The sequence below is a fragment of the Paludicola sp. MB14-C6 genome, from assembly GCF_030908625.1.
Lineage (GTDB): Bacteria > Bacillota > Clostridia > Oscillospirales > Ruminococcaceae > Paludihabitans.
Genome location: NZ_CP133133.1, coordinates 2,632,895 through 2,650,435, shown reverse-complemented (window position 1 = coordinate 2,650,435; position 17,541 = coordinate 2,632,895). Strand labels below are relative to the sequence as shown.

Annotated in this window: 17 protein-coding genes; 7 read left to right on the top strand and 10 right to left on the bottom strand. The window is 34.0% G+C overall.

Annotation, left to right across the window (positions count from 1 at the left end; translation table 11 throughout):
* Positions 1 to 88 precede the first annotated feature (88 nt).
* The 3 genes from RBG61_RS12625 (at position 89) to RBG61_RS12615 (ending at position 4,087) form a co-directional block, all read left to right on the top strand.
* On the top strand, positions 89 to 1,261 hold the full coding sequence (locus RBG61_RS12625; RefSeq protein ID WP_307944071.1) for a CdaR family transcriptional regulator: 1,173 nt from the start codon (positions 89 to 91) through the stop codon (positions 1,259 to 1,261).
* Between the two features lie 196 nt (positions 1,262 to 1,457).
* The gene (locus RBG61_RS12620; protein WP_373889711.1) at positions 1,458 to 2,861 is read left to right on the top strand and encodes a GntP family permease; all 1,404 of its coding nucleotides are present in this window, start codon (positions 1,458 to 1,460) and stop codon (positions 2,859 to 2,861) included.
* 86 nt (positions 2,862 to 2,947) lie between these two features.
* Complete coding sequence (locus RBG61_RS12615) at positions 2,948 to 4,087, top strand: glycerate kinase (RefSeq protein ID WP_307944068.1); 1,140 nt, start codon at positions 2,948 to 2,950, stop codon at positions 4,085 to 4,087.
* Positions 4,088 to 4,620: 533 nt separating this feature from the next.
* Here RBG61_RS12615 and RBG61_RS12610 read toward each other — a convergent pair.
* The 3 genes from RBG61_RS12610 to RBG61_RS12600 form a co-directional block, all read right to left on the bottom strand.
* Entirely contained in the window at positions 4,621 to 5,373 is a 753-nt protein-coding gene (locus tag RBG61_RS12610; protein WP_307944064.1) for a DUF6873 family GME fold protein, read from the bottom strand.
* Positions 5,374 to 5,393: 20 nt separating this feature from the next.
* Positions 5,394 to 6,467, bottom strand: coding sequence for an ABC transporter permease (locus RBG61_RS12605; protein ID WP_307947271.1), 1,074 nt, complete (start codon positions 6,465 to 6,467; stop codon positions 5,394 to 5,396).
* 141 nt (positions 6,468 to 6,608) lie between these two features.
* Positions 6,609 to 7,589, bottom strand: coding sequence for an efflux RND transporter periplasmic adaptor subunit (locus RBG61_RS12600; protein WP_307944063.1), 981 nt, complete (start codon positions 7,587 to 7,589; stop codon positions 6,609 to 6,611).
* A gap of 249 nt (positions 7,590 to 7,838) precedes the next feature.
* Between RBG61_RS12600 and RBG61_RS12595 the strand changes: the two genes are divergently transcribed.
* Together RBG61_RS12595 and RBG61_RS12590 are read left to right on the top strand one after the other, a co-directional pair.
* Positions 7,839 to 8,003 carry a hypothetical protein gene (locus RBG61_RS12595; protein ID WP_307944060.1) on the top strand — a complete coding sequence of 55 codons (165 nt, stop codon included), beginning with the start codon at positions 7,839 to 7,841 and terminating at the stop codon, positions 8,001 to 8,003.
* A gap of 85 nt (positions 8,004 to 8,088) precedes the next feature.
* The gene (locus tag RBG61_RS12590) at positions 8,089 to 9,501 is read left to right on the top strand and encodes a phosphoglucomutase/phosphomannomutase family protein (RefSeq protein ID WP_307944057.1); all 1,413 of its coding nucleotides are present in this window, start codon (positions 8,089 to 8,091) and stop codon (positions 9,499 to 9,501) included.
* A gap of 54 nt (positions 9,502 to 9,555) precedes the next feature.
* Here RBG61_RS12590 and RBG61_RS12585 read toward each other — a convergent pair whose 3' ends face one another.
* Complete coding sequence (locus RBG61_RS12585; RefSeq protein WP_307944054.1) at positions 9,556 to 10,176, bottom strand: hypothetical protein; 621 nt, start codon at positions 10,174 to 10,176, stop codon at positions 9,556 to 9,558.
* 167 nt (positions 10,177 to 10,343) lie between these two features.
* Between RBG61_RS12585 and RBG61_RS12580 the strand changes: the two genes are divergently transcribed.
* The gene (locus RBG61_RS12580) at positions 10,344 to 11,255 is read left to right on the top strand and encodes a polysaccharide deacetylase family protein (protein ID WP_307944052.1); all 912 of its coding nucleotides are present in this window, start codon (positions 10,344 to 10,346) and stop codon (positions 11,253 to 11,255) included.
* Between the two features lie 213 nt (positions 11,256 to 11,468).
* Here the strand turns inward: RBG61_RS12580 and RBG61_RS12575 are convergent, their stop codons facing one another.
* The 3 genes from RBG61_RS12575 to RBG61_RS12565 all read right to left on the bottom strand — a co-directional run bounded on the left by RBG61_RS12575 (position 11,469) and on the right by RBG61_RS12565 (position 13,524).
* Positions 11,469 to 11,717 (bottom strand): hypothetical protein, encoded by a 249-nt coding sequence (locus RBG61_RS12575; RefSeq protein ID WP_307944049.1) that lies wholly within the window; start codon positions 11,715 to 11,717, stop codon positions 11,469 to 11,471.
* An 11-nt stretch (positions 11,718 to 11,728) separates the two neighbouring features.
* Positions 11,729 to 12,223 (bottom strand): helix-turn-helix domain-containing protein, encoded by a 495-nt coding sequence (locus tag RBG61_RS12570; RefSeq protein ID WP_307944048.1) that lies wholly within the window; start codon positions 12,221 to 12,223, stop codon positions 11,729 to 11,731.
* Between the two features lie 239 nt (positions 12,224 to 12,462).
* Positions 12,463 to 13,524, bottom strand: a complete 1,062-nt coding sequence (locus tag RBG61_RS12565; RefSeq protein ID WP_307944047.1) for a uroporphyrinogen decarboxylase family protein — start codon at positions 13,522 to 13,524, stop codon at positions 12,463 to 12,465.
* Between the two features lie 153 nt (positions 13,525 to 13,677).
* Here RBG61_RS12565 and RBG61_RS12560 point away from each other — a divergent pair, with 153 nt between their 5' ends.
* Positions 13,678 to 14,523 carry an AraC family transcriptional regulator gene (locus RBG61_RS12560; protein WP_307944045.1) on the top strand — a complete coding sequence of 282 codons (846 nt, stop codon included), beginning with the start codon at positions 13,678 to 13,680 and terminating at the stop codon, positions 14,521 to 14,523.
* On the opposite strand, the gene RBG61_RS12555 is transcribed toward RBG61_RS12560, so the two are convergent.
* The 3 genes from RBG61_RS12555 to RBG61_RS12545 form a co-directional block, all read right to left on the bottom strand.
* Positions 14,514 to 14,867 carry a hypothetical protein gene (locus RBG61_RS12555; protein ID WP_307944043.1) on the bottom strand — a complete coding sequence of 118 codons (354 nt, stop codon included), beginning with the start codon at positions 14,865 to 14,867 and terminating at the stop codon, positions 14,514 to 14,516. The two genes, RBG61_RS12560 and RBG61_RS12555, sit on opposite strands and share 10 nt — an antisense overlap.
* Positions 14,868 to 14,882: 15 nt before the next feature.
* Positions 14,883 to 16,205: a DUF975 family protein gene (locus tag RBG61_RS12550; RefSeq protein WP_307944041.1), complete on the bottom strand. Its 1,323-nt coding sequence runs from the start codon at positions 16,203 to 16,205 to the stop codon at positions 14,883 to 14,885.
* 368 nt (positions 16,206 to 16,573) lie between these two features.
* Positions 16,574 to 17,470, bottom strand: a complete 897-nt coding sequence (locus tag RBG61_RS12545; RefSeq protein WP_307944039.1) for a diaminopimelate dehydrogenase — start codon at positions 17,468 to 17,470, stop codon at positions 16,574 to 16,576.
* Between the last annotated feature and the right edge of the window lie 71 nt (positions 17,471 to 17,541).

Here is a 17,541-nt window from a genome sequence, read left to right as displayed (position 1 = left end):
GATTAAATTACATCATAAAGCATGTTGACGGCGGTTTGGCTAATGATTTACAAATAATAACATATACTAAAATAATGGGGATGATACAATGGATTTATCAAAACGAAACGCTCAGCAAATTGTAACTGAAATAAGCAGCATTATCGGAGAAAGTGTCAATATGATGAATGCTGATGGAATTATTATTGCAAGTACCGACAGTTCAAGAATAGGCACCTTTCATGAAGCAGCAAAAAAAGTCGTTGACGAACAACTAAACGAATTAGTGATACATGGAGATGATGACTATGTTGGTACAAAATCCGGCACTAATCTGCCAGTTGTTTTAAATAACGAAATCATAGGAGTGGTTGGCGTTACAGGTCCATACCAGCAAGTCGTTAAATACGGACAGATTATTAAAAAAATGACTGAAATTTTGTTACTTGAACGCTCCTATCGTGAACAAAAAGAGTTAAATGAAAATATCAGAAATCGTTTTGTGGAAGAATGGATATGTATTGACTTAAAAAATGTGAATCATTCCATGGCAACACGTGGATTATCTTTAGGTATAGATATTACGATACAACGAAGAATAATGGTTATGTCTCCAATTACGATTGACGAACGAGACATTGCATCAACTCAGAAAAATTTTGACTATGCTTGTAAAATAATCAACCGTATTCTTTCAGAAGATAAAAACAACATTATGCTGAAAACCGCAACCAATATTGTTTGTGCAGTAAGTAATTGCAACGACAAAGCTATTTATCAATTGGCGACTCGAATTAAAAATGAAGTGGAGCAAAAAAATAATATTGTTCTTGGTATCGGTATTGATACTCAAATCAGTAGTTATGCATTTATTCACAGCTCATACTTAAAAGCTATGAAAGCATTACAAGCATGTTTAAGAACACAAGAAAAAGAAATACGATTTTATGACAATATCAATATGGAGCTGTTTGCCAGTGAAATTCCTGAAATGGTGAAAGAGGAATATATCCGTAAAATATTTAAAGGCTATTCTTTAAAAGAAATTGCGCAATGGGTTATTTTATTAGAAACCTTTTATAAAGAAGAAGGCTCCATAACTGCTACATCAGAAAAACTATTTATTCATAAAAACACTCTTCAATACAAATTAAAAAGCCTAAAAGAAAAAACGGGGTATGATCCACGTTCTATTCATTACTCGTCGCTGTTTTATAATGCTATCTATTTCTACAGAGATATTCAACGAAACATAAACACATTTGGCAAAGTCGACAAATGATATGAATTAAATTTGCCCTTCATTGTTATGCATAACAAATTATAATCTATTTATCGTCTTTCAAAACATAGAATTCATAACTTAGTTTATAATATAATTATGTCATCAGATAATACTCTTATTAAATAAAAAATGAAGGGCGGTGTTTGAACATAATTGTAATTTGTCCGTTATCTGTTTCTATCGGACAAGCGTTATGTTCCTAATTATGCAAGGTGTAGGTTTAATTATATCTTTTGTAATTGCTATAATTGTTATGATTCTAGCAATATCAAAACTAAAAATCCATCCATTTCTTTCAATAATGGGAGTTTCCGTACTCTTAGGATTGGTAGCAGGTATTCCTCTTACAAATGTCACAAAAGCTGATGGAAAAGTAACATCAGGTTTAGCAACAGTCATTGGCGAAGGATTCAGCGGCACATTTACAAGCATCGGTATTGTAATAATTTTAGGTGCACTTATTGGAACAATCCTTGAAAAAACAGGTGCTGCATTTAAACTTGCAGACATGGTTATTAAATTAGTTGGCAAAAAACGTCCCGAACTAGCAATCTTGTTAATGGGTTGGGTTGTATCAATCCCGGTTTTCTGTGATAGTGGATTTGTTATTTTAAACCCTATCCGTAAAGCATTAGTAAAACGTACACGTACTTCAAGCGTTGCTATGACAATGGCATTAGCAGCAGGTCTATATATCTCTCACGTATTTATTCCTCCAACTCCGGGACCTATCGCTGCGGCAAACACCCTAGGCATTGGCGATAATTTGCTTTTAGTTATTGGAATGGGTACTCTTGTTTCAATATTCCCATTAATTGCCGGTTTCTTCTTTGCAAAATATATCGGCAAAAAAGTAAAATCAAAAGATGAAGCTGATAGCGGCGAAATCACTAAAACTTATGAAGAGCTCGTTGCTGAATACGGAAAACTTCCAAATGGATTTATCTCTCTAGCTCCAATTATTGTACCTATTTTGTTAATGGCTTGGTCTTCCATCGTTTCTATGGCAAAAATGGTTGGTATGTGGGCTGATATCAGCAAGTTTTTAGGTACTCCAATTATTGCTTTAGCAGTTGGCACCATTTTTGGCGTGATCCTTTTGGCTTCTTCTAAAAAAATGAGCGATTTCTATGAAATCACAAATGATACCTTAAAAGTAGTTGGTCCTATTCTATTTGTAACAGCAGCAGGCGGTGTATTAGGAAAAGTAATTTCCGTTTCTGGCCTAGTAGGATTTATTACAGAAAACGCAACCATACTCCAAACAATTGGTATTTTCTTCCCATTTATTTTAGCTGCAATTTTGAAGACAGCACAAGGTTCATCAACTGTTGCACTAACTACAACCGCAGGCATACTTGCTCCTTTAATGGGTGTTTTAGGTTTATCAACTCCTATCATGGCTACATTAACTGTAATGGCTATAGCTGCCGGTGCAATGACAGTTTCACACGCAAACGATTCCTATTTCTGGGTTGTTACTAATTTTGGTGAAATGGAACCGCAACAAGGCTATAAAACGCAAACTATGATGACCTTAGTATTAGGTTTGGCTTCTATGGCAGGCGTATTTATCTTGTCACTTATCCTTAAATAATTTTCTTTAGGTTTTACAATGCTTATAAATGGGATGGTATTGCATACCGTCCCATTTATAATAATCAAATGATGTGGAGGCATTCAATGAAAAAAATTGTTCTTATTCCCGACTCATTTAAAGGCACAATGAGCTCAGGCGAAATTTGCGACATCATGGAGAAATCAATCAAAAAAACATATCCATCAGCTCAAATCATTTCAATTCCTGTTGCAGATGGCGGTGAAGGAAGTGTTGATGCGTTTCTTTGTGCAGTAGGCGGCGAAAAAAAGAAGGTTATTGTAAAAGGTCCTTATTTTGAGGATGTCGAAGCTTTTTATGGTGTTATTGATAATGGTGAAACAGCAATTATCGAGATGGCGGCTTGCGCAGGATTACCACTTGTAGGTGATAATAAAAATCCGAAAGCAACAACAACTTATGGTGTTGGACAGCTTATATTATCAGCATTAGAACAAGGTTGCAAAAAAATTATTATGGGACTTGGCGGAAGTGCAACAAATGATGCCGGTACAGGTGCAGCAGCGGCTTTGGGAATTAAGTTTACTGATAGTAACAATAAAGAATTTATACCAGTTGGCGGTACACTAAAAAATATTGCACATATTGACATGACCGAGTTAGACAATCGTCTCAAATCTGTACAATTCATTACCATGTGTGATATCGACAATCCACTTTTTGGAGAATCCGGTGCAGCATTCATATTCGCACCTCAAAAGGGGGCAACTCCAAATGATGTGTTGGAACTGGATGATGGTTTAAAGCATATTTCCAATATAATAAAAAAAGATTTAAATAAAGACGTATCTGAGTTAAAAGGAGCTGGTGCCGCAGGCGGAATGGGCGGAGGAATGGTAGCATTTTTTAATTCCAAACTGCAAATGGGAATTGAAACCGTTCTTGACACAGTTAATTTTGACAGCCTTGCAAAAGATGCTGATATGGTTTTCAGTGGTGAAGGCAAGATTGATAGTCAATCCATCAGAGGTAAAGTTGTAATAGGTGTTGCAAAGCGTACAAAACTTTATGATATTCCTCTAGTTGCAATCGTTGGTGATATTGGTGATGATATTGAAGAAGCTTATGATAAAGGTGTAAGCGCAATATTCAGCATCAATCGTGTTGCAGTTGACTTTAAATATGCAAAACAAAGAGCAAAAGATGATCTATTCCACACAATGGATAACTTAATGCGATTTATTCATACCTTAAAAAAACAATGAAAGAAATAGTTTATAATAACTGTTGAAACGAGCGATAGAATAACCATCGCTCGTTCAGCTTGTAAAAAACGAAAACGCAAGTAAAAACTGAATTTCTAAAGAAATTCACTTGCGAAAATTGTTTTTTCAAAAATGACATATAACAAAATATAAGTTTTTTTCAAATGGCAATTGCGTGGAACAATTGCTGGTCGCATAACGATTCTACAAGAAATGATCTAGGGGAGCAAATAAAGAATAATATAGTACAAGCTTTACCTTTATCAATTTCGTACTAACTAAGACATGATGTCATATCAAAAACAATTTTGAAAAACAAAGCATTTTTTATCCATGCTTTTTGGGGCGATTGCCAAAAAGCATGGTCAGGCTTGGGCGGATAGCCCAATATTAATATAATCAAGAATCAACCTGATATCATGCAAATATTAACTAAAATTTACTTTTTCTTCAGTATGAACGAGCGATAGAATAACCATCGCTCGTTTTGTTTTTCATTTGTTTATGTTCCCGTTTGAAATTACAATTATACCTTATATCTCTCCACTCTTTTCTTTTATCGGAAGAATAGAGCCAACATCAATAAGTTCTTTTCCGGTTCCGTTGATTATTGTAATATCTCTTTCTTCTAAAAACTGTTTGATTGAGTAATAATCGGGATGTGTCTTGCTGTCGCCTGTAAAATACATCGTATTCTTATTCGTCTTAAACCCACACCCACCGATAAAGCCATAATCATATCCATCCAATCGAATATGACCTGGCTGTATTAACAGTACTTCTATTCCCATTCGTTCTGCTACAGCTTTTATATTAGAATCCGAAGTGATGATTGCATTTTCATTTACTACTAATGTGGAACATTTTGCGTAGCCTTGTTTGGTATTAACTTTATTTTCTTGTGGGATTTCGTTCGATATATTACTATCTGTATATTCAAAATTGGATATAACCCATTTTCCTATACTTACAGCATTTAAAGCGATATCGTAAGGATATTTTGGTTGCAGCCTATTATTAGTATGTATTACTTGAAAGCCAAGTTTTGCCAGCTGACAAGTAAGTTCTTTTGTATATGGATAAAGAATGATTCGGCTACCACCCAAATGATAGCAAATAATATCCGCATGACATGAAATAGGAGTTTGTACATCATAACAAGGTGTTACGATAAGTGGAATGATATTCATAGCTTTTAAATCTTCTAATACCGATTGATATTGCCCCGAAACAACACAATAAGTTACATTAGAATGAGGTAGATTTGCATTTTTAACAAATCCCATTAAACCTGCTCCTATCTATGCTAAAATCGTAGGGCATCCACCGGCTTTAATTTTGCAGCTTTACTTGCAGGATATACACCGAAGCTAATTCCAATCAACATGCAGAATCCAATACAAAACAGAATGGTCTTTACGTTGATATATAGCGGGATTTTAAGAATCCAAGCTCCTAATGCGCCAATCGAGATGCCTATACCTGCTCCAATTATACTACCGGCTAAGGATAATAGCAAAGCTTCTACTAAAAATTCAAGTAAAATCGTGCTTTTTCTTGCACCAATTGATTTCTTAATACCAATCTCTCTCGTTCGTTCATTTACCGTAACAAGCATTACTGTCATAATAGAAAGCCCTGCAACAATAATGGAAATACTGCCTATAGCTGCTAATATCAACGTTACCATATCCAACATACCATTTAATTTGTCTTTTTGTGCATTGATACTTTCTACCTTTATTGTAGTTGCTTTTTCGGTTACTTGTATTAAATCATGGATAATGCTATTAGTTGCAATCGCCTCATCTTTTGTCTCATCAAGCTTTGCAACAATTTGTGTGATACCGATGTTTTGAGAATAAGCAGTCACCGTTGTATAAGGAACATATAGAAATGTGGGAACGATATCACCCATTAAACCTTGTAATATATTTCCTCCTGTACTGACAACGCCAATCACCGTAAATTCAAAGGGCTGTGCTTCAATATAGATATTTAACTTTTTACCTACAATATTACTTCTTTTATAATTTGCCTTTGCAAATGCTTCGTCTACAATACAAACTTTTGCGTTATCTTTGATATCTGTTTTATTTACCAATCTTCCGTATTTTAACTGCATTGATATAATATCTTCCGCATTAGAATCAATTCCCCAAACAACACATTTTGATTTATTGGAACGCACCTGAACGTTGGTATATCGAGTCATCAACGGTGAGGCTGCCTCTACATAATTGTTTTCTTGCACTTTACTTAATTCTTTTTGACCAAAATCAACAGTTCCGTTCGCATCAGTTGCGTGAATATATACTCCGCTAACTCCCATACTGTTCAGTTCATTATTGACCGTTCTCTTTCCCATATCTCCAATCATAGATATAATGACTACCGACAACACACCTATACTTATTCCCATTATCGTAAGGGTAGAGCGCATTTTTTTACGCAAAATATTTTTTAAGCTGCTCATAATACAATCTAACATGGGTGGTGTATCGTCCCTTCTTGAAACAAATTATTTTTTTACGATTTTTACTAATCCTCTATCTCTTTTTATGTCATTCGCATTTTTTACAATAGCTTGATCAAATAAGGATGGTGATAATATCTCTATTCCATCCCCTAATTCTCTTCCTGTTTCGATATAGCAACGCTCAGCGTGTGAATTTCTAATTACATACACATACTCTTTATTTTTAGCATCCTGTAGAACAGCTTCATACGGAATGATGTGTACAACTTCTTTATCCGCATTATGAATGACACCGTTAACCGTATAGCCTGGTCGCAATTTATCATAATTCTCAGCTAAGTCTACATATATTCCAACAACAGTAGCTTGCGTAGTTCCTACCAACGTTTTAGTGGCTGTTGGAAATACTCGTTCCACTTTTCCAACATACTTAACATCTTTGGTTGCATTTGCCTTAAACACAACGGTATCGCCGACTTTTACCTTATCAATGTCCGATTCATTAACAGACATTTTCACTCGGTTTTCATCCGCTTGAATAATTGTTACAACAGAAGTATTCGGGGTTGAAATTGCCCCTTCTACTAATGAAATTGATGTAATAGTACCCGAAATAGGAGCGGTCATTTCAGTAGGAATATAATCTTTAATTATTTTTTCGTCAACATTAAGTTTTCCGATTGCGTCAACATATTCTTTTGGTATAAAATTCGCCATATTCGCTAATTGCAATAATGCGTTTTTGGTGGCGTCTGTATCTATTTCAGCAATAACATCGCCCGCATTTACCTTATCACCTATTCTGAAATTAACTTTACTTGGAACCAACGGAAGATTGGCAAAAATATCTTTTTTGCTTTTCTCCTCAACAAACCCGTTCACATAGATATCATCTGTATAATTAGCTTGTGATACCGTTGTTACTTCAACCGGTATAACCGAATTTGTAATAAAAACAGGAATAAACAAAGCTAAAATAAACATAGGAATTGCAACCGCTTGCATAATAACGTATTTTTTCATAAAAACCTCCGATGCACATTAAAAGTTGATGCAATATGGCTGACTGCACATTGCAAAAATAGTCTGCTTATTTTTTGTTGTCATTTCGAAAAATTATAATACTAGTGTTGCTGATTTAGCTACTTTTATTTATATAAAAAAGAAAAATCTTTTGCAATTTTTAGAATATTTCATTATGGGAAAAACAAACTAATAAAAATTAAGTTGGCTATCAAATTAGATTTTTTTGGATTTAAGGAGGAGCAACCCATGAATTTGATTACTTGTAAAGAGGATTGTTTATATCAAAAAGAAGGTTATTGCAAGCTGAACGTAGCTGCACCAATTAGCTCAGTTAAGGTAAATGGGTGCAATTATTATAAAAAGCGTTGTAAAAGTACTAAAAAATCACAAGAAAATATCAATTATAATTAGTCAAGTAATTTTCCTTTATTAGATTGACATTCATTCCGATGCGAATTATAATAAGATTGACAATAAATTATTTGGAGGTAACGGAATGATAAAATTTGGTACTGGCGGATTCAGAGCAATTATTGGTGACGATTTCACCAAGGCTAACATTGACCTTTTAACTCAAGCTACTGTAAATAAAATAATAAAAGAAAATGCACAAGACAAGCCTTTCATAGTTGGCTACGATCGTCGTTTTCTTTCAGATACTGCCGCAAAATGGGTTTGCGAAGTATTAGCCGGCAACGGTATTCAAACACAATTTATCAACTATGATGCACCTACTCCAATCATTATGTATGTTGTTGAAAATTCCGGCGCAAAATACGGTATGGCTGTTACTGCCAGCCATAACCCTGCTGAATACAACGGTATAAAGGTATTTACAGAAGGTGGACGTGACGCTACAGAAGTTGTTACAAACGAAATTGAAGCCGAAATTGCAAAAATTTCAATAAACGACGTGAAATACATGGATTACGATGAAGCAATTGCAAAAGGAATCGTTACAATTATTAACCCTAAGAATGAGTATATTGATAGCATTCTTTCTGTTATTGATATTGAAAAAGTAAAATCCAGAAACCTAAAAGTTTTACTTGATCCTATGTATGGTGTATCAAGAACTTCTCTGCAAACAATACTTTTAACTTGCCGTTGCGAAGTTGACGTTATCAATGACCGTCACGATGCATTATTTGGCGGTAGACTTCCTTCTCCTTCTGCAAAAACGTTGAAACGTCTTTCTCAACTCGTTGTTGAAGATGGTTATGATTTAGGAATTGCAACCGATGGTGATGCTGACCGTATTGGATTGATTGATGCAAAAGGTAACTTTATACATCCAAATGATATTCTGGTTCTTCTTTACTACTACTTAACACAATACAAAGGTTGGTCCGGCCCTGCAGTTAGAAACATTGCTACTACTCATCTTTTAGACAAGCTTGCTAAAAGCTTCTCTCAACAATGCTATGAAGTACCGGTTGGTTTTAAACACATATCTTCTAAAATGGAAGAAACAAATGCTCTAATCGGCGGCGAAAGCTCAGGCGGTTTAACTGTTAGAGGACATATCAGAGGTAAAGACGGTATTTATGCTGCTTCTCTTCTCGTTGAAATGCTTTGCGTAATTGGAAAGCCATTAACTGAAATATTAGATGACATTAAAGCACAATTTGGTCAACACGAAATGACTGAATTTGATTGTCGATTCAGCCATGAAAAGAAAGCCGAATTGCAACATCTTTTATTCCAAGAGAAAAAGCTTCCTGAATTCCCTATTGAAGTTGAAAAAGTATCTTACATGGATGGTTGTAAGGTCTACTTTAAAAATGGCGGTTGGATAATCTGTCGTTTCTCCGGTACAGAACCTGTAATTCGTGTGTTCTGTGAACAAGCTACAATGGAACAAGCTAGCACAATTACAAAAGTGATGCTTGATTTCTTAGGTTTATAATTTCCTATAAAAAATGCGTTAAAGAAGAAATTCTTTAACGCATTTTTTGTAGGACTATTGCATCTCTTTGAACGTAGTTTGGATTTCTTTATACAATACTTCAAGTGAATCTTGTCTATGGTTAAACTGATGTCGTACTTTATTATCATACACCTCAAAACTACCATAAAAGGGAAAGCTGTATCCATCATCAGTTTTATTTAAGAACATAATATATTCACTACCCTCTTGTAAATAGCCGTAATTATTCAATGAGTATTCTATATAGCCAAAGGTTCTTTCAAACCATGACATATTTTGATACCAACTTGGTTCTTCTACATACTTACTATATTTCATGAATTTTTTACAAGGATAATATCTGCTCAGTGTCTGAAAGTTAATTTCTTCGTTTCTTTTTATATTGCCTTTAATTACTTCTGTGCAGCGAAAGCTCACATTACTTTGACAACTCACATCGTTATCCTTAAAATAATATCCCGATATTTTTTCTACTTTACCTCGCACTATAGTGTCTGTATTTTTTACAATTGTTGAAACTAAGTTAGGATTTCCATTCCAACTAAAATACATCGTTTGATTAAACTGATACACCACTCGTTTTTCTTTATCACAAGAAGTGAGCAAACAAACGCACATGTTCAATATTAGAAAAATTCCAATACCTTTTTTCATATTATCACTCAGCTTTCAATCAAATGCACTTGATACTAATATATACGAAAATAAATTTGATTTGCATTCATTATTCTTACAAATCATTACAAATTTGTTTTATGCATTGTAAAACGTGAATATATTTCATATAATGAACTTAGATATTTAGAAAAGAAGGAATTGATTTGTTATCATCTATCTACAAGAAGTTAATCTGTTTGTGTTGTCTTATTTTTGTTGCTATTTTTTATATGATCGGTTGCCATAACTTAAAAGATACTATGGTTTCCTCTTCTAGTCAAGATATGGAATCCAGCCAAAACTCATCTAAAACAACAAACAGCTTAACAGCAGAATCAATTAACTCCAGTAATGCAGTTTCAAGCGAAATGCCATTAATGGTAAACGATATACTTGGGGTTTCCCCGAAAATACAAGGAGATAAATGGGATAACATGCAAAAGATGCGGAATGATGCAAAAACGAAAGCAACACAACACCCACAAACCGTTTATTTAAACGATCAACCCAAAAGTAACAAAGTTTATCTAACATTTGATGATGGTCCTGATACTAAGATTACCCCAAAAGTTATTCAAGTTTTGGATCAATATAAAGTAAAAGGTAACTTTTTCTTCTTGGGAAGCGAGATTGCCAAGAATCCGAACACAGTAAAGCTTGCAAATGAAAGTGGCCATTATATTGGAGTACATGGTTATCATCATGTTCATCTTCCGAAGTTAACAAAACAAGAGATTCTTGACCAATTTATCAAAACCCAAAATCAAATTACTGAATTAACAGGGCAACAGCCGAACTGCATTCGCCCTCCTTATGGTGATATTGATGAAAACGTAATAGATGTTTATCAAGAGAACAAGGTAAAAATAATCATTTGGTCGATTGATACATTAGATTGGTCATTAAAAGAGCCTACTGCAATTGCAAAAAATGTAACCGATAACCTACGGGCAGGTGATATTATTTTAATGCACTCTTCCAGTGGACAGCAATCCACTGTAGATGCTTTACCTACAATTATTGAAGCTATTCAAGCCAAGGGGTATAAAATAGATACGTTAAATCATTTGGAGTAGGGCGACATTGCGCAGCAATGTCATTAACTCAAGAAAATTTATAGTTATTTACTCTATCCGTCACACCGTTAGCGTGCCACCTTTCTCTAAGAGGAAGGCTTTGTCTTGGCTACCTCTAAGAGGGAGCTGGCGAGCAACGCGAGACTGAGAGAGTTCATAGCGCTGGAACTAGCCCTTAAGTTAATGACATTGCAAGGATGCCGCACCCTACAATTACAGTCTAATTTTAACGATATCGCCATCTTCACTATCGACTTCAACTAAATACATCTTGGGAAAATCTTTTTTACATTGTTTGATTGTAGCAAATATCTTTCTAATCTGTGCTTCAGTCATTTGAAAATTTTTATTTGCCTTGTTAATATAATGTGCAACAATGCGAGCAGTTAATCTGTTTAGCAGTAATGCATTTGGGAGTAATAATGAGATATTACAATCTTCTGATTTTACTTTTATTTTCATAGTAATCTCTCCTACTCAACAAAAATATCTACTTTCTCACCATCGGCTCCTTCAACTTCTACTATTTTACCCATTACGCCGCAGTCGATTGCTTTCATGATGGCTTCAAAGTCAATGTTTTTTAGTGCTGCACTTCCCGAAAAATCGGGCATCTGCATTCCGATTTCTAATCCCATTTTAATAAGAGGAACAGGTAAATTTACTTTTACATTATTTCCTTCGCCATCATGAACTAAAACACGAACCATCATTTTGTTAACGTCTTTTCGTTCCACTTCGGTGACCATTCTTGCTTCATGTGCTTTTTCTCCACGCAATAATTCATCAATTGATACATTAAAGTATTCTGCTAATTGGGGTAACATCATAATATCGGGACATGAGATATCATTTTCCCATTTGGATACTGCTTGAGACGATACACCCATTTCTTCTGCAAGTTGGTCTTGTGTGATACCACGTTGCTTTCTTAATTCTGATATTTTCTTTCCTAATGAAGTTGTCATTTTATTTCCACCTTTCAATTCTGTTGTAGCTACCATTCCATTATCGAATAAAAGCTACCAGATTGGAACATCTTATCAGTTGAACTACGAAACCTACAGTTGTTTTTTATACAACCAAAGGTTGAATTGCAAAAAATCTATAAAAAATTGCTATTCCACTCATGGAAGAATAGCAATTATTATGAAGTAATTTTATTGTAGCATAAAGCAACAAAACTGGCAATCACGTATATTCTGTTTTATTTATAATCGTTACAAGCTTTTATATATGCAACTAGGTTTTCAACAGGCACTTCCGGTTCCAACAAATGAGTAGGTGCTACCATTAGTCCACCTTTTTCCCCAGCTATATCAAGATTTTTAAATACTTCTCTGCGCACTTCATCCGGTGTACCAAAAGGCATTGTTGTTTGTGTTCCGATTGTTCCATGAAAAGAAATCGCATTTCCATATATTGCATGAATTTTTGCAAAGTCCATACACTCCGGTTGTACTGGGTTTAAAACATCAATACCTACGTCAATCAAATCTGGGATAAACGGCTCCACATAACCGCAAGAATGATAAAAGAAAATGATATCGTTGTTAATTGCTTTTGCTGAATCAATCACCTTTTTTAATCTTGGTTTTAACCAATCTGAATATAAGGTTTTACTCATTAATATGGAATGTTGCATTCCAATATCATCACCTAAAAAGATAATATCAGCGCCTGCTTTTGCATATCCTTCTGCACGAAGAATGGCGTTATCGGTTACCTTATCCAGTAACACAGTTGCCATTTCATCATCACTCATCATGTCCATCATCAAGTTTTCCATGCCACGCATATACCAAGCTGTTTCCCATATAGTACATTGCATTCCGCCCATTGCACATATTCCATTTGCATGGGCTTTTTTCACCTGCTCATATTGCAAATCAAGCGTAGCTTGAGAATAATCCAAAAATGGATAAGCTAGAATTTGCTCGACACTATCAAAGTTTGCCATTGGGTGGAGCATTTTTGTCATATGAAATGCCGCCGCACTTCCAGGTTCATGCCCAACACCATACTCATCAATTGCCGTTCCTTCTTTTAATGGAAATGTATAATAAGGGTTGAAAACACTTCTATCCACTGGTTTCGGTGCAATCCCATCAACATAATTCCATGGCGATGTAAAGTCAATATCCATATCATGTTCTTGCATATATTGGTTGAACGCTTTTTCTAATGAAGGACACATTGAAAACTCTACAGGTACTTTTTGATAACCTTGTCGTTTTACTAAAGATAGTAAATTATCTCTTTTATTCATTGCTATTCCCCTTTTTTGATATTATTTTGAATACATCAGTAGTACAAATACATTTATTTTGGTATAATCATATCATAAGCCAAGCACTATTAAAATGTAATTTCACAATAATATCATGTATTATTTGGGACGATTTTGAAAGGTATAATGCAAATGAAAGTAGATAAAAAGTATTATCAAAACTTCGGGGTAAGTAAATGTATTGTAGGCACAAAAGCCGATAAAAACAATTTGGTTTCTTGCGGATTGCTACATAAAACAGGAGATTTTTGTATTCAAGAAAACGTTGATTTTGATTACTATGGTGCGCTATATATTATTGACGGTACAGGAGAATATGTCGATGCCGTTACAAATGAGCGTATAAAACTTTACCCAGGCTGTATCGTGCAACGTATGCCACACCAAATTCATCACACATACGTTAAAGATGACGGAAATTGGTTGGAGTTTTACTTTTGCATTGATGCAAAAGTATTCAAGCTCTTAAGTGAATATAAGCTAATCACTAAAGAGCCTGTTTTTTTCATTGGTGAGGATATTACGATTTTTCAGTATTTGTTGCAATTCATGGATCGTGTTGATAATACAAAAGAGAATCAAATTGGCGATTTAATGATTGAGTTTCAAAGACTGCTATTATATATCAACCAGTTAGCCAATACCGTTAATGATGATTCTAATTTGGATTATATATGTCAACTCATTCAACAAAATTTGAAGATTGGAGCAAATTTACCAACCGTTTTTCAAGATAATAATCTATCCTATGAATCTATTCGCAAACAATTTAAGCAGAAAATGGGCTGCTCCATTTCAGATTATCGAATCAACCAAAGAATTAACCAAAGTAAAACAATGTTGTTGCAACATCGTTGTGTAAAGCAAGTGGCAATTGATTTAGGCTATTTTGATGAATATGCATTTAGCAAGCAATTCAAAAAATACGTTGGAGTTTCGCCAAGAGAATTTATTAGGACATGGTCACATTATGCATAAACATCACTATCGTTTTCGATTCCAATTGTTTTTTGAAAGTTAATTAAATAGCTTCCCTTATATTCCAACTTGCCGCTATCGTTTACACGAATAGAATTGTAAAAGCCTTCAGTTACAAAAAGTTTTACCGTTTTATGCTGCATTTCAAAGGTTACGATATATTTTGTTTTCTCAATTGCATAGCCCTTTATAATAGAGTATTCTTGAAAAGTATCGTCGCTTTTACTAACTACTGTTGCATATGCATATTTTGATTTACCATAGCGTTTCCATACCATTTTTATAATGACAATGATCCAAATAGCAGTAAAAAAGAAATATAATAAAAAACCCAAGATGCCCATGATAGAAACTACTCCTTATTCACTAATATAAAAGATTAGTTGAATTTGATAAGAATTACTTGGCTTTGTTACAGTCGATACGACTCTGAAATAAGTATTATTGATTGTATCGTCGTCAGCCGCTGAACCTGTTTCTTGATCATTTTCATAAGACTGATAATCTTTTACGCTCCTTGCATATGCGTTTTTAATGATAGCTTGTATTCGTTCATTCAGAATTAGGAAATGATAAAGCTCTGTTTTATATAGCGCCTTGCAAATTGGCAAATCATCAATTGATTTTGTTGAAAATTGATAAGTAAACTCATTTTTGCTGAGTGGTTCATTTGCTTCAAACTTTTCTCGTTCACTTCGCTCTGCTTCAGATTCTTGAATTTCAGCTTTATATTGTAAATAATCGTCTTCAAAAAATTCTTCACCATATTCTTCATAAAGCTCATCATAAATATCTTCTTCATATTCTTTATTTTCTTCTAGCGTTTCATCTATTTCAATCGTTTGAGGATTTGCTACATGCAATGCTTTATCATACATTTTGGTTAAATGATCGTCGTTCTCGTATGTCATATATTCTGATACAATACTCTGATTAACTGGATTCGTATTACCTTTCAGCATTGGACAAATTGATTCGACAAAGGAAATAAGAGTTAAATAATAATAAGGAAAGAAAAGCACTTCCATTATCATTAATATTATATTCATTGAATAAATCAATATTGTATTATCGGCATAATATTGGATGCAATATGGAATGAAAAAGGCAATACCTAATAGAATAAAGGATAAATTTAATGTAATTAGCTTAAAAATGTTCCCTTTCATATAGATAAACGAATATTTCAATATATGCATAAGTGGCATTGTAGGCTCATTTACCAATATGTATTCACTAAGGAACAAATGAAAGAACAAATAGATTAACCCAATTAAAATTACTAAGCTGACAAACGAAAAACCATAAACCAGTCGACTATGCTTTATAAGCTCAAACAACATTCGATTACACGCAGGAAATAAAATGAGTAGGTTTATCAATAAAGAAATACAAAACGCTTTTCTTAAATATTTTAGATTTGAAAAGAATAAAACAATATTCCAATAACGAAATGGCTCTCCCCTTTTAATTTGAAACAAGATATAAAAATAGCCCAAATCAAAGATTGAGGTTATAATAGGAATACACAGCTGAATTATCGTTCTTGTTGGATCGGAAATTAACATTGCTGCAAAGTCTAGTGCCCAGTTTATAGCAACATAGATAGCTGTAATAGTGAGTAATTTTTTTGTATTCTGCTTATAACATTGCTTTGCTTCATTTTTCAACTCAGTTGTCATATCGTCACCTTTTTCAATATATTTTACCAATATTATACTATAAAATTCTTACAATGTATATGGTTAATTTGTAATTTATAGAAAAACTGAAAGTGCAAGAAAATAATGAATATTAGAAGAATTTCACTTGCGAAAATTGTTTAAAAAAAAATGACATATAACAATATATGAGTTTTTAGCAAATGTTAATTGCTGGTCGCATAACGATTTTACAATAAATGATCTAGGGCAGCAAATAAAGAATAATATAGCACAAGCTTTACCTTTATCAATTTCGAGCAAACTAATGCGCGATGTCATATAAAAAACAATTGGGAGATTTTGGTATACAAAAAACCTCATTCCTTATCGGAATGAGGTTTAAAAAATTATACTAAATGTCTAATTAAAGTTTCTTTGTCACCAGCTAGTAAATCAATTACTGGGATTTCAATCATAGTGTATGCCCCACTTTGTTGTTTAAAAGTAGCTCTCGCACAGTTTACTAAATTTTGTGCTGTTAGTGCAGGGTTATTGATTTTCATATTAAACTCGAATAATTGATTTTGTGTTGTTCCGGAAACACCTTTGCGTGTCATTGTAACGCCATGTCCCATATCTAGTAATTGAGAAACATCGTCTACAACTGTTACATGAGTTTCATCGTTTACAAAGTAAGCATCCGCTTTAATTCTTGCACTTACATCTTCTTCTGTATAACCATCTTGCAATTCGATATATACCATTCTACGATGAATTCCAGTACCAAGAGGAATTGTCATTGATAGTGCCGCTTTTACACCTTCAACAGCTTTTACCGCTACTGTGTGGCCCATACTCATACCAGGTCCGAAGTTAGTATAAGAAATGCCCTTTGGTGCACAGCTTTCCATTAATGTACGAACAACAGAGTCAGAACCAGGATCCCAACCAGCAGCAATAACTGCTACCGTATTATTTGCTTTTGCAACTTTATCAAGATCAACTTTTAAGTCATAGATTGTTTGATGAATATCATAACTATCTACAGTATTAATTCCTTGGGATAAGTATTTTGCTGCAACTTTAGGCACTGTTCTGGTTGGTGTACAAAGAATTGCTACATCAGGTTTTACGCTTAAATTTTTTACATCATCAACGATTTCAACCCCAACAAGCTCTTTTGGGCATTCGCCGCTTACACTTCTTCTTACAATTCCTACAAGCTCAACGTCTTCAGAAGCAGAAATTGCTTCAAATACGGATTTTCCGATATTACCATAGCCAACAATACAAGCTTTTATCATAAAAAAACAACTCCATTCATTTCTTTTTCAATAGAAATAGTATAACATAGCAACGTTAGTTTTGCAAGAGA

Excerpts from the sequence above, each read along its gene's own strand:
- RBG61_RS12605 (WP_307947271.1), bottom strand. The coding sequence starts at position 6,467 with ATGATTGGAGATATGGGAAAGAGAACGGTCAATAATGAACTGAACAGT.
- RBG61_RS12620 (WP_373889711.1), top strand. The coding sequence starts at position 1,458 with ATGTTCCTAATTATGCAAGGTGTAGGTTTAATTATATCTTTTGTAATT.
- RBG61_RS12560 (WP_307944045.1), top strand. The coding sequence starts at position 13,678 with ATGAAAGTAGATAAAAAGTATTATCAAAACTTCGGGGTAAGTAAATGT.
- RBG61_RS12625 (WP_307944071.1), top strand. The coding sequence starts at position 89 with ATGGATTTATCAAAACGAAACGCTCAGCAAATTGTAACTGAAATAAGC.
- RBG61_RS12575 (WP_307944049.1), bottom strand. The coding sequence starts at position 11,717 with ATGAAAATAAAAGTAAAATCAGAAGATTGTAATATCTCATTATTACTC.
- RBG61_RS12555 (WP_307944043.1), bottom strand. The coding sequence starts at position 14,867 with ATGGGCATCTTGGGTTTTTTATTATATTTCTTTTTTACTGCTATTTGG.
- RBG61_RS12585 (WP_307944054.1), bottom strand. The coding sequence starts at position 10,176 with ATGAAAAAAGGTATTGGAATTTTTCTAATATTGAACATGTGCGTTTGT.
- RBG61_RS12615 (WP_307944068.1), top strand. The coding sequence starts at position 2,948 with ATGAAAAAAATTGTTCTTATTCCCGACTCATTTAAAGGCACAATGAGC.
- RBG61_RS12600 (WP_307944063.1), bottom strand. The coding sequence starts at position 7,589 with ATGAAAAAATACGTTATTATGCAAGCGGTTGCAATTCCTATGTTTATT.
- RBG61_RS12550 (WP_307944041.1), bottom strand. The coding sequence starts at position 16,205 with ATGACAACTGAGTTGAAAAATGAAGCAAAGCAATGTTATAAGCAGAAT.
- RBG61_RS12595 (WP_307944060.1), top strand. The coding sequence starts at position 7,839 with ATGAATTTGATTACTTGTAAAGAGGATTGTTTATATCAAAAAGAAGGT.
- RBG61_RS12565 (WP_307944047.1), bottom strand. The coding sequence starts at position 13,524 with ATGAATAAAAGAGATAATTTACTATCTTTAGTAAAACGACAAGGTTAT.
- RBG61_RS12590 (WP_307944057.1), top strand. The coding sequence starts at position 8,089 with ATGATAAAATTTGGTACTGGCGGATTCAGAGCAATTATTGGTGACGAT.
- RBG61_RS12610 (WP_307944064.1), bottom strand. The coding sequence starts at position 5,373 with ATGGGATTTGTTAAAAATGCAAATCTACCTCATTCTAATGTAACTTAT.
- RBG61_RS12545 (WP_307944039.1), bottom strand. The coding sequence starts at position 17,470 with ATGATAAAAGCTTGTATTGTTGGCTATGGTAATATCGGAAAATCCGTA.
- RBG61_RS12570 (WP_307944048.1), bottom strand. The coding sequence starts at position 12,223 with ATGACAACTTCATTAGGAAAGAAAATATCAGAATTAAGAAAGCAACGT.